At 60.3% G+C, this 11653-nt stretch carries 13 protein-coding genes; 2 read left to right on the top strand and 11 right to left on the bottom strand.

Annotated features, from left to right (window positions below; genetic code table 11):
* Window positions 1-17: 17 nt before the first annotated feature.
* The 3 genes from Q0X28_RS02770 to Q0X28_RS02780 all read right to left on the bottom strand — a co-directional run bounded on the left by Q0X28_RS02770 (window position 18) and on the right by Q0X28_RS02780 (window position 3205).
* Entirely contained in the window at window positions 18-2348 is a 2331-nt protein-coding gene (locus tag Q0X28_RS02770; RefSeq protein WP_296239226.1) for a cation-translocating P-type ATPase, read from the bottom strand.
* A gap of 122 nt (window positions 2349-2470) precedes the next feature.
* On the bottom strand, window positions 2471-2674 hold the full coding sequence (locus Q0X28_RS02775; protein WP_296239224.1) for a heavy-metal-associated domain-containing protein: 204 nt from the start codon (window positions 2672-2674) through the stop codon (window positions 2471-2473).
* Between the two features lie 105 nt (window positions 2675-2779).
* Window positions 2780-3205, bottom strand: a complete 426-nt coding sequence (locus tag Q0X28_RS02780) for a hypothetical protein (RefSeq protein ID WP_298576390.1) — start codon at window positions 3203-3205, stop codon at window positions 2780-2782.
* 63 nt (window positions 3206-3268) lie between these two features.
* Between Q0X28_RS02780 and Q0X28_RS02785 the strand changes: the two genes are divergently transcribed.
* Window positions 3269-4141 carry a uroporphyrinogen-III synthase gene (locus Q0X28_RS02785; RefSeq protein ID WP_296239219.1) on the top strand — a complete coding sequence of 291 codons (873 nt, stop codon included), beginning with the start codon at window positions 3269-3271 and terminating at the stop codon, window positions 4139-4141.
* Between the two features lie 11 nt (window positions 4142-4152).
* Window positions 4153-5130, top strand: a complete 978-nt coding sequence (hemB, locus tag Q0X28_RS02790) for a porphobilinogen synthase (protein ID WP_298576393.1) — start codon at window positions 4153-4155, stop codon at window positions 5128-5130.
* Window positions 5131-5144: 14 nt separating this feature from the next.
* On the opposite strand, the gene Q0X28_RS02795 is transcribed toward hemB, so the two are convergent.
* The 8 genes from Q0X28_RS02795 to Q0X28_RS02830 form a co-directional block, all read right to left on the bottom strand.
* Window positions 5145-5801 (bottom strand): hypothetical protein, encoded by a 657-nt coding sequence (locus tag Q0X28_RS02795; protein WP_298576395.1) that lies wholly within the window; start codon window positions 5799-5801, stop codon window positions 5145-5147.
* A gap of 119 nt (window positions 5802-5920) precedes the next feature.
* Complete coding sequence (locus Q0X28_RS02800; RefSeq protein WP_296239210.1) at window positions 5921-6862, bottom strand: carbohydrate kinase family protein; 942 nt, start codon at window positions 6860-6862, stop codon at window positions 5921-5923.
* Window positions 6863-6875: 13 nt separating this feature from the next.
* Entirely contained in the window at window positions 6876-7538 is a 663-nt protein-coding gene (locus Q0X28_RS02805) for a class II aldolase/adducin family protein (protein WP_298576400.1), read from the bottom strand.
* A 255-nt stretch (window positions 7539-7793) separates the two neighbouring features.
* Window positions 7794-8471, bottom strand: coding sequence for a S1 family peptidase (locus tag Q0X28_RS02810; protein WP_298576403.1), 678 nt, complete (start codon window positions 8469-8471; stop codon window positions 7794-7796).
* 151 nt (window positions 8472-8622) lie between these two features.
* Entirely contained in the window at window positions 8623-8724 is a 102-nt protein-coding gene (locus Q0X28_RS02815) for a 30S ribosomal protein bS22 (RefSeq protein ID WP_003402602.1), read from the bottom strand.
* A gap of 162 nt (window positions 8725-8886) precedes the next feature.
* A complete protein-coding gene (locus Q0X28_RS02820) occupies window positions 8887-9111 on the bottom strand; it encodes a helix-turn-helix domain-containing protein (protein WP_053962673.1) in 225 nt (74 codons plus the stop codon).
* A 234-nt stretch (window positions 9112-9345) separates the two neighbouring features.
* A complete protein-coding gene (gene proC / locus Q0X28_RS02825; protein ID WP_296239199.1) occupies window positions 9346-10158 on the bottom strand; it encodes a pyrroline-5-carboxylate reductase in 813 nt (270 codons plus the stop codon).
* 81 nt (window positions 10159-10239) lie between these two features.
* Entirely contained in the window at window positions 10240-11646 is a 1407-nt protein-coding gene (locus Q0X28_RS02830; RefSeq protein WP_296239196.1) for a hypothetical protein, read from the bottom strand.
* Window positions 11647-11653 lie beyond the last annotated feature (7 nt).

Below are 11653 nucleotides of genomic sequence, written 5' to 3' on the forward strand. Positions count from 1 at the left end.
GCGGCGAGGGAGAGGCGCTAGCCCCGGCGCAGTCGCAAGGAGTTGCCTACCACGAAGAGATCGGAACACACCATCGCAAACCCCGCCATCATCGGGTTGAGGTAGCCAAACATGGCCAACGGAATCATGGCGACGTTATAAATGAATGCCCAGAACAGATTGCCCCGCACGATACGGTTCATACGACGCGCCAAATGCAGTGCCTCGGGGACAGCCTCCAAGTCGCCACGTACCAAGGTGAGATCGGCGGCCTGCATTGCCGCATCGGTACCCGTCCCCATGGCAATACCCAGGTGGGACAGCGCCAGCGCGGCGGCATCGTTAATGCCGTCACCCACCATCGCCACCATCTTGCCCTGCTGCTGCAGTTCCGCAATCTTGTCGGCCTTCTGGGTGGGCAGCACGCCGGAAATAACGTCCTCCGCTGGGATACCCACTTCGTCCGCAATATGCTGGGCAGCTTGTGCATTGTCGCCCGTCACCAGGACAGTCTGGCAGCCCTGCTCATGCAAGGCGGCAATGGCTGCGGCGGAGGTGGATTTCACAGTGTCGGCAATGACAATCTTGCCGATGAACTCATCATCCCGGTAGACCGCCACCTGTGTGGCAGCCAGGCTGAGCTCAGCAGTAGATAGGCGCAGTGCCTCAGCACCCACCTTATCCCGCGGCTTGCCCACAAACACCCGGGCGCCGGACACGTCACCAACCACACCTTCCCCCGGCACGGCAGTAATACCCTCTGCCGTCACCACAGTGTCGCTACCAGCTGACCGCACAATGGCCGCGCCAAGGGGGTGCTCAGAGCCCCGCTCCACAGCCGCCGCCCACTGCACAACCTGGGCGGAGGAGAAGCCACTCACCGGTACCACGTCCACCACCGACATTTCGCCGGTAGTGATGGTGCCCGTCTTGTCGAAGACGACAGTGTCGATATCCCGCACCTTCTCCAGGGTTTCCTGGGAGCGCACAATAATGCCGCGTTGGGCGGCCCGGCCAGTACCCACCATGAACGCCAGCGGTGTCGCCAACCCAAGCGCACAAGGACAGGCGATGATGAGAACTGCCACGCCGGCGGTAAAGGCCGCTGCCACCGACTCGCCCGCCACCAAATGACCACCCAGAGCAACGAACGCCAGCAGAATCACAATGGGAACAAAGACACTGGAAATACGGTCGGCCAGGCGCTGCGCATTCGATTTGCTCTCCTGCGCTCGCTTCACCGCCTCCGTAATAGCAGCCAGCTGCGTGTCCGCCCCCACGGCTGTTGCGCGCACCAGCAGAGTGCCGGTGGTATTCACGCATCCGCCAATAACCTCATCGCCCGGCGCGACGGGCTGCGGCATAGACTCTCCTGTCATGGCAGAGGCGTTAACAGAGCTCACACCTTCGACAACCACACCATCAGTAGCGATCTTGTCGCCCGGCAGCACGCGGAAGAGATCATCCTTCGACAACGAACTCACTGGGATACGGTGTTCTACCCCCTGAGCATCGACGAAGAGAGCATCCTTCGCCCCCACATCCATGAGTGCGGTAAGCCCGGCGCGGGCCGAGCGCTTCGCACGGTGCTCCAGATAGCGACCCAGCAGGAGAAAGACGATGACGCCGGCAGCGGACTCAAAATAAACCTGCCCACTGGGGTCCACATTCGGGTTCCACAGCTGCATACTGTGGTGCATTCCGATGTGGCCCGCCGTTCCAAACAGCATGGCTCCCAGGCTCCAGAAGTAGGCGGATAGCGTGCCGAGGCTCAGCAGGGTGTCCATGCTGACGGTGTGGTGTTTGGCATTAGCGATGGTGGCGCGGTGGAATACCCAGCCAGGGTAGAACACCACAATGGTGGTGAGAACCAGACACAGCCACTGCCAGCCCGGGAACTGAGCGGACGGCACCATCGAGATAACCATGACGGGCAGGGTGAGAACCGCTGCGACGATGAGGCGGGTGACGAGATCGCGGCTAGCTTTCTCCTCCGCCTCTACGATCTGCTGGTCCGCATCGACGGCGGAGATGCTATTGCCGTCAGAGAGAAGCCGGGCGTCGTAGCCGGCCCCCTTCACCGCCTCGATGAGATCCTGGGCACTGTAGCTGTCGGCTGCTTCCAGGGAGGCGCTTTCGGTGGCGAAGTTGACCATGCACTCCACCCCCTCAAGTTTGTTGAGGGTGCGCTGCACATGGTTGGCACAATTAGCACAGGACAAGCCCAGCAGTGCGAGTTCAACATGGCGATAGTCCGCGGTGGACGCCGGCACATGTGCGGTGGACGCCGGCGCAGTCTGCACCGCGGAGGCGGCAGGCGCCGGGCAACTGTCTTCAGCCGACGATGAGCGAGGTGTAGAGGAAGGCATGGGCGGCTCCTTGTGAGATAGAGAGGACCTGTCTGATACCGATGGGTGGCGCCAGACAGGCGGGGAAACTTCTGGTCTCGATCGCTGCGGCGGTACATGCCGCACGACCGAGAAGGCGAGCGTTAGACGAGGGTGAAACCAGCCTCTTCGACGGCTGCGGCGAGGGCGTCACGGGGCACGTCACCTTCCGCATCAAAGGTCACGTTGCCGGAGGCGAGATCGACAACGACGTTGGAGACACCGGGGACCTTGGAGACTTCATCGGTGACGCGCTGGACGCAGTGTCCGCAGGTCATGCCGTCAACTTTTACGGTGGTGCTAGCCATGAGGAAACTCCTTACAGGTCAAAAGGTCAACGTGGATATGCAGGCAGCCACCCGACTATCCGGGTATAGCGGCTCCTAGTCGGCACAACGTGGGAACTGAGGTGACTATTCCGGCTTCGGCCGACGGCCAGGAGTGAGAAACGTCACATCGGGGTAGAACCAGCGAACCGTAGTGGGCCACACCAACAGCACCAACACCGCCAGCACGACGAAGAGATGCAGCAAAGGCATCCCACCCCGCCCCACAATCGCGACGATCGCCAGCGCAATCACAGACACTGCCGTGACCCCGACCTGGATCTTCCAGCCCAGCGTAGACTTCTGATGTGTCGCACTCGCCAGCGCCCCCACCGCTAATCCGGTGACGATACAGATAATGGCAGCAGTACGGGCTTCCGTCACCTGGAAATCCGACTCTGCATACCTGCTGATAGAGCGCAGCATGATGAAGCCACCAGCAACTCCTAGTAAGGTGGCAACGAGAGATAGATAATAGGCGAAGGACACACTCGCCGGACGGGTTGTCTTCACACTAGCTACCTTAACGGAAAAGCCCCTCGTCTCGCCTTTCTTAGCACGCACCAGGAGATGACCATGGTCGACTCTCATCAGCCCCAGACGGACGACGCTGCCCAAACGCCGCGTCTGCTGGTGAGCCGCCCCGCCGGTGACCCCTTCAGTAAGGCCCTCGAACAGGCCGGATACGAAGTGGTCTCCACCCCCTTCAACCATTGCTGCACCGCTGGTGACCCCCACGGTCCCGGCCTTTCTGTCGTCAGCGCTTGGGAAGAGCCCCTTCGCACTGGCCACGTTATGTGGGTAGTCTTTGCCTCCCGCCGCGGAGTTGAAGTCCTCAACAAACTCCTCCCCGATGCCCTCGCCGACGCCGCCAAAGCTGGCACCAAGTTCGCCGTCGTCGGCCCCGCCACCGGTGCAGCCCTGCGCCGCCTTGGCCTCGAGCCCGACCTGGAGATGCCCGCCTCTGCCGCTGCCGGCCAACAGCTGGGCAAAGCGCTTCGTGAAAAAGTTGACTACCCACCGTCGAAGCCCACCAAGAAGATGCCACCCGTCCCCACTCTGCTGTGCATTGGCTCGGCGCTCTCCCGCTGGGATTCCGCCGTGATGCTGCACGAGGCCGGCTGGGACGTTACTTGCCTGCCCGTATATACCATGCTGCCGGTGGAGGCGGATGAACTACCCGCCGGCACCATTGACGGCTGGCGCCACGGCGAGTTTTCCTGCGCGGTAGTGACTGCCCCGTCCGCCGCCCGCGTCCTCTCCGACGTGTGTGGCAAAGGCACCGTGGTATGTATTGGCGACACAACCGCCGCCACCGCCAAGAAGGTGGGCCTGAAGGTCAGTCGGGTAGCTAAGACCGCCGACCCAACCGGTGTCCTCGAGGCGGTTGAACAGGCGTTCCCGCTGAAGGAGGATGCTGTCTCTGCCTCCCCCGCCCAGTCCTCTTAAAGGCTCCGACTGTGTATCCTGTGCAACGCCCGCGCCGCCTGCGCTCCACTGCAGCTCTGCGCGATCTCGTCCAAGAGACCCGCATCTTCCCCAAGCAGCTCATCTACCCCGCTTTTGTGCGTGACGGGATCAGTGAACCCGCCGCCATCTCCTCTCTCCCCGGCCAATATCAGCACACGCTGGACTCGCTGCGTCGGCTGGCGGTGGAGTGTGCCGAAGCGGGGATCGGCGGCATCGACCTGTTCGGTGTGCCCCGCGAGGAGGATAAAGACGAGTGCGGATCGCAGGCCTGGGCAGAGGATGGCATCCTCAACCGGGGGCTGCGGGTGCTCCACGAGGAGCTGGGGGACGATCTTGTTATCTGCGCCGATACTTGCCTTGACGAGTTCACCTCGCATGGGCACTGCGGGCTGGTACGACCGGACGGGACCGTCGACAATGACGCCACCCTCCCCTGCTATGTGCGGGAAGCTCTTGCCCAAGCACAGGCGGGGGCTCACATGGTGTCCCCCTCCGGGATGATGGACGGCCAGGTGGCTGCGATTCGGAATGGTCTAGATGAGGCGGGGATGAAGAATACTGCCATCATGGCCTATTCCGCGAAGTATGCGTCGGCTTTCTTTGGACCCTTCCGGGAGGCGGTCGCCTGCAGTCTGCATGGTGATCGCAAAACCTACCAGCAGGATCCCGCCAATGCCCGGGAGGGCGTGCGGGAGGCGCTACTGGATGTGGAGGAAGGCGCCGACATCGTCATGGTAAAGCCTGCTGGTAGCTACCTTGATGTGGTGCAGGCTGTAGCGGAGACGGTGCCTGTGCCGGTGGCAGCCTACCAGGTCTCCGGCGACTATGCGATGGTGGAGGCCGCTGCCCAGCAGGGGTGGTTGGATCGCCAGCGAGTGGTACTGGAATCGGTGACGGGGATTGTGCGTGCCGGCGCGGATATTGTCCTCACGTACTGGGCACCTGAGATCGGCCACTGGCTGCACTGAGAACCGGAGACGATTTAACGGGGGCGCTGTGGGCCGTTCGGGGGAACGGGAGGCAGCGGCGGCATGGGTGGCATCGGCGGGCGACGCTGTGCTGTCATATCGTTGAACCATTGGTCTGCTTCCAATTTGCGCATTTGGAAGAGGGCAGCCATGGCCACGATTCCCTGCAGGATGACCACGCAGAGGACAAAGAAGGAGAAGGCGCGGGAGCCCGCCACCCCTTCTGCTTGGGAGAGGTAGTAGGCGATGGGGCTGAAACTCCCGGAGAGTCCTTGGGCGGACATAATGACACCGGAGAGTGTCTGGAAGCCCAGGTAGCAGGCGAAGAGGATGAGGGCCAAGCGGGCCCATTTGCGTCCCATGCTCATCCGCCAGATGACGAGTGCTAGCAGTAGCGCCAGGAGAAACTCCATGAAGATCCCAGTGAAGGGAACGGCGGCCGCCATGAGGTGTAGTTCGTCAGCGCTATACTGCATGCCCAGGGTGGAGCCTTGTTCCTGCAGTGCGCTGAGGCGGGTTGAGAGGTCCTCAGTGATGGCGGCGCTGAGGGGCTGTGAGTAGCGGATACTCACCACGATCTCGGAAAGAATTTGCAGCGCGGAGAGTGCCAGCACTCCGATCCAGAGGATGAGAGCAGTGTCGACACAGTACGGGCGGCGCAGTTTTTCCATAGCTTAAGACTATCGGAATGAGGGGAATGTTGCCCGGTCAGGAACACTGCGCCGCCTCATCCTGTGTTTGTGAGGGTTTACTGCCGTACCTCCTGCGGAGGTACAGGCTGCGGCGTCTCTTACTTGTTGACTTTGGCGAGGTACTTTTCGACCTTCTTGCGCACATCCTCGTCGGTGAACTCGCCGGCGTCGGAGCCGACGCCCACCACAGTGAAGGAGGCGGTAGCGACGCCCCACACACCGGCCTCAGCAGGACTGTAGCCTTCGGCGATGCCTTTGAGGAAGCCGGCGGAGAAGGAATCTCCAGCACCATCGGTGGCGATGACCTTTGCCTTCATGGCAGGGACCTCGGTGACGGTATCGCGGGTAACGACGACGGCGCCGTCTTTACCGGCGGTGGCGGCGACGCAACCAACGCCGTAGTCGATCATCTTGCGGCAGGCGGCCACCAGGTCGGTTTCGCCAGTGTAGCCCATGATCTGCTCATCGTTGGGGAGCAGGAAGTCAATGTACGGCAGGGCGTCTTGAATCCAGGTGACGACAGCCTTAGAACCACCCGCCAGGAGGTCTGCGGAGGTAATGGCTCCACCGTCTTTAGCGGCACGCAGTACCTTGGCGACAGCCTTGCCGCCCTGGAATTCGGGGGCACCATAATGGACGACGTCAGCCTGGGCAATGAGGTCCCATGGGGCTTTCTCGACGTCATAAAGAATTTCGGTACCGACCAGGTGGAGGGCGGGGCGGGAGCCATCCTTGCGGATCGGGATGACGGAGCCGGTGGTGGGGGTGCCCTCGACGATTTGGAAGTGATCGGTGTTGATGCCGCGTTCGTTCATGAGTTGGCGCAGGATGCGGCCGCGTACGTCGTCACCGCAGGCGGAGGAGACGTAGGTGTCGAAGCCCAGTTTCTTAAGGGTAAGGGCAGTGCCGCCGGCGGTACCAGCCGGGGTGATGTGGATGTTATCCACGAGCGCGGCGCCCTGTCCCGGCGGAATGCTCTCCACCGGCTGTACGAGGATGTCCAGAACACTGGTACCAATTGCGAGGGCCTTCATAGCCATGGGGGAACTCCTTTTACTTGGTTTTTTGGACGGTGCCGTAACTCTTAAGTTTTGCTGCCGCGGCGACACCCACCACTTCGCATGGTTTCATTTCTCGCGGCTCTCCGTGGGCAGATGCAATGTGATAAACCTTGCATACCCATTCGAGAAGTTCGGCATTTTCGGCGGCCGACTCGAGTGTCTTGCCGGAGCAGATAGTGCCGTGTGCTTTGAGAATGATGCCCTTCTGCCCCAGAATCTTCTTCTTGACGATATCGGCAAGTTTCTTGGTTCCAAAGGTGGCGTAAGGAGCGACTTTAATGGAGCCACCCAGCGTGAGCTGCGTGTAGTGGATGAGGGGAACCTCATCGAGCACAAGACTGAGCGCAGTCGCGTAAGGAGAGTGGGTGTGGACAACGGCTTGTGCCTTGGGGTCTGACTCGTAGACGCCTAGGTGCATCTGCATCTCCGACGTGGGCTTCACATTACCGTCGAGCACTACTCCATTGGCGTCAACGAGAGGCACCTGGTCGACGGTGATGTTGTAGAAGCGGGCACCGGTGGCGGTGACGAGGAAATTATCCCCGTAGCGGCATGAAATATTGCCGGCGGAGCCTTCCACGAGGCCTCGTTCGGCAAGTTGGTGGGCAATGTCCACTATCTCCTGGCGGAGCTCTGCAAGCTGTTGCGTTTCCATACTTTTAGAGTCGCTTGTTATGGCCAAACTGTCAACGGCATTTCCTTGAATTGCGGGCGATACGCTGCGCAGTTGCCAAAAATTATGGAGACTCTCAGGGCTATTTATCTCCCCTCTAGGTTGGCAGGTGGGAAGTAGCCAGCTGTGCTCACCACAGGTGGTTTCCGCCACTGGAGGTGGAGAAAATGGGCTCAGCCCCGCGGCGTGTTCGAGGAGCCAAGGGGTTGAACTGGAGTGAGGTGGCGAGGGTACGGCCTAGTTTCCGAGGTGGAATCCGGGGATGGCCGCCCCTGCCCGGTCGTAGACGGATTTGATGGGGACGTACATGCTGACTCCGTCTGCACCGCCCGAAAGGATGCCAATAACGCCCTCGGTGTTGTAGACGGCAGAACCGGAGTCTCCGGGGATGGAGCGCACAGTTGCGGAGCTGCCTCGGACGAAACCGGGGACGATGGCGCCGCGCATGAAAGCCAGCTCGTTGAGCTGGGAGATCTTACCGCAGCGCACGCCAGATTTGGTGCCGTGGAAGCATACCTTCGAGCCGGGGTTGAGCTGTCCGAGATAGGCAACGTGGGGGACGTCATTCTGCCCAATAATGACATTCGGCAGGAGTTTGATGACGGCGTAGTCAACTATCTGAAACTGAGCTCTTGCTACGTGGCCAATGAGCGTCCTTTTGAAATAGATGGGCTGGCCGACGAGCTCACCCAGTTTGCCATTGACGCAGTGGCCGGCAGTGAGGAGGTACCGGTTACCGTTGGCGTCGCGGGCGGGAGCAGCTGCAGTGCACGTCCCGGTAGCGACGACATAGTTTGTGTTGATGGTGTCCCCGGGCATGATGGTGACGGGTGCGGAGGCGGCGTGGGCAGTAACGGGTGCGGCGATAATCGTGAGGGCGAGGGCGGCAGCAGACATGGCCTTAGCGGTGCGCATTGGGCCTCCTCTTTTCTAGGCGATATTGGTCTACTTATTTATGGCGCTGCAGTTGTTTTTGTTACGGGTAGGAGAGAATTCTGGGTAACGAAAATACAGCCACCTCTCGCATGGTGAGGTGGCTGATTTTCGCAAATTAGTCGAGGCGTGATTACTTGCCGAGCTTACGACGCTGAACGCGCGTACGACGAAGCAGCTTACGGTGCTTCTTCTTCGACATGCGCTTGCGGCGCTTCTTAATCACTGATCCCATGGAGATCCCTCACTGTTCTGTATGGTCTTTGTGCTTATGGCGTACGGGGCGCGGTGAGAATCCTCGCGACGTTCACCTGAAAACCGTAGTTTTCGAGGAGTTCATACTCCCGTGGACTAGTAAAGCTTACCCCTACCAGCACGTCATGCGAAATTTTCGTTGTTAGCCGACCTCGTAGAATGAAGACTTCAGGTAGTCTTCAACAACCTGAGAATCGACTCGGAAGGAACGACCGAAGCGAGCTGCCGGCAGTTCTCCGCTGTGGACCATACGGTAGACGGTCATTTTGGACACGCGCATAATTTCCGCAACTTCGGCGACGGTGAGAAACTTGGGAGCTTCTCCGCCTTGTGCGGTGAGCGCTTCATTAGCACCTTTCGATGCCATTGCATACACCTCCAGCACGAGCTGTGCCACGAGCTTCCCCACTCGTGAACTAGTCACACACGTGCTGTAAGTAGCCTAACGTGTCTTGTGTGAAAAATGCGACACGAGTGGCCAATTCGATAAAAGTCCACTCGTGTAGTTCTCAAAATAGGCTGCAAAGGTCCTGAAAACCCGACCTAGAACAAGAAAGGTCTACCCCCAATTGGGGGTAGACCGCTTTTTTATTGCCGCGCACTACATCTTCGGGTGCATCTCTTTCGACTTCTCGGCAACAGCATCCAGCACCTCATAAATCGTGGACCGGAAGCCACCGTCCTCAAAAGCACGCAGACCCGCCGCTGTCGTACCACCCGGAGAAGTCACCGCCTCACGCAACTGCGCGGGGGTCTTCCCGCTCTCCTGCAACATCTTTGCAGAACCAGCAATAGTGCCAATGGCGAGTTCAGCAGCCACCGGGCGTGTCAACCCCATGGCCACACCAGCATCAATCATTGCCTCCACCATAAGGAAGAAGTACGCCGGACCAGAGCCAGAAATTGCCGTCACTATATCCATATCGGTCTCGGGCACTTCCAAGACGGTTCCCACCGAACCAAGTAGTCCGCGCACCTGCTCCACATGCTCAGGACGGGCATAGCGGCCAGCAGACACCGCGCACACACCCTCCCCTACCAACATCGGGGTATTCGGCATCACACGAATAACCGGCGAGCCCGCAGAGAGCTGATTCTCGTAATACACCGTAGGAATGCCGGCGGCGATAGACACCACGACAACCTCGTTTTCCAGGGCGCCAGTAGCATCTGCCAGCACCGCCAATACCGTCTTCACATCCTTCGGCTTTACCGCCACAAAGACGTAGTCCGAGCTCTCCACCGCATCCTCAATATCCGTTGTGAGAATGTCGTAGCGCTCGCTGAGTTCGGCGGCACGTTCCGCATTGTTTTCGCACACGATAATGTTGCGGGCCGGCAAACCACCGTTGATCATTCCAGCGACGAGGGCTTCACCCATCTGGCCGCCGCCAATTACAGCAATCCGAGTCATACCTCTAACAGTGCCATAACACGAGCCCTAATGCCACGAGTCCGTGGCCAGGAACAATGACTCACCCGACGCCGCAGACGATTAGCGGGGCACCAACGCAATGGGGCCAATAGTGACGAAGAATGCCACCGCCCAGGTAAATATGAGCACCCAGAATTCCTCCCGCCGACGCAGCAGACGCGCCGCGACCACCATCACCACCTGTACTGCCAAGGCCAGACCGAAGGTGAGAATGTGAAGGGAGGGACGACCCCACAAAATGCCGAAAAGCCAGAACAGGAAACCACCCGCCACCGCCGTAATAACGACCTGCCCGATCTGCAGAATTCGATCCGCCGGGGTGATCTGTTCCTTGTCGACATCCCGCTTGGTCAGATTGTGGAAGACTGCACGCAGACGATTCTTCGCCCCCTGCTGCCGCACCGTGCCCTGCGCGGATGCAGCGGCCGGCTGAGTGGCTGTCGTCCCAGACCGGTCAACACGGGAGGCACGTCGTCCATCCGCATGGCTAGCGTGGCCGGCATGGCTCACCCGTTCAGCACGGCCAGAATGACTGGCATGATCGACTGTGCCATGGGACTGCTGTTCTGCAGTTGGCTCAGACTGCTCGGCGCTACGACGAGAAGCGCTCATCCGCGCCTCCCACTCGTCATCAAAATCGCACTCGGTGGAGCGTTCCGACGGAACGTGCTCAGAAGCCGCACGGGAATAGCGTCGGCGGCTTTCTTCAATCTCTCGCTCAAGTTCTTCGGCAGCTACCGGCCCTAGCGAGTCCATCCCTGCCGTAATGAAGTACTGCTGATCCACGTTGCTGGCCGGTGGATCCTCGTGCATGGGGCGATCGAACCCCTGAGTATCGTCATCATTGAGAATCCAGCTGCGCCGAGGACGGGACGACGTGACCTGCGATGCAGCATCGGCAGCCTCGTCAATCGAGTCGCGTGCCCACGCCCCGGGTGATCCCAACGTCTCGCGCCCCGTTCCGTCTCCTCGTGTGCCACTAGACATATTGGAAACATCCGGCCACGACATCAGCTCATCTGCAGCAGCTAGATCGACGGCACTCACCGTATCGAGTGGCTGTGAGTACGCTCCCGCCCGCGAGCGATAGTCAGCAGACTGCCTATAATCCGTCACCCCGTAGTCCGACGAGCTATGGCGGGAAGAAGTGTTGCCGCCAGAGCTACGCCCCGCCGTCTGACGAGACGATCCAGTGGACATACTGGGACGAGCTGTAGAGTGATCAAATCGTTGCGGCTGCGCACGCCGTGGCGGCATAACAGCCCCGTTATCCCCCGCTGCAGCGGAGCCCGCCGACTCCTCGTAGACAGCCTGGCGCGCCCGCCGGGCAGACCGAGTTTCCCCACTATAACCAGTATTTTCTGGAGTTTGACCGGACATCCGGGCCAGCAATTGTGCAACCGTCACAGAACCATCATCGTGTCCCCCGGAGACGGGGGGAGACTGGTCGTCAAACGGTTGCGCCATAATCCCC

It is taken from the genome of uncultured Lawsonella sp., from assembly GCF_947252745.1.
GTDB lineage: Bacteria > Actinomycetota > Actinomycetes > Mycobacteriales > Mycobacteriaceae > Lawsonella.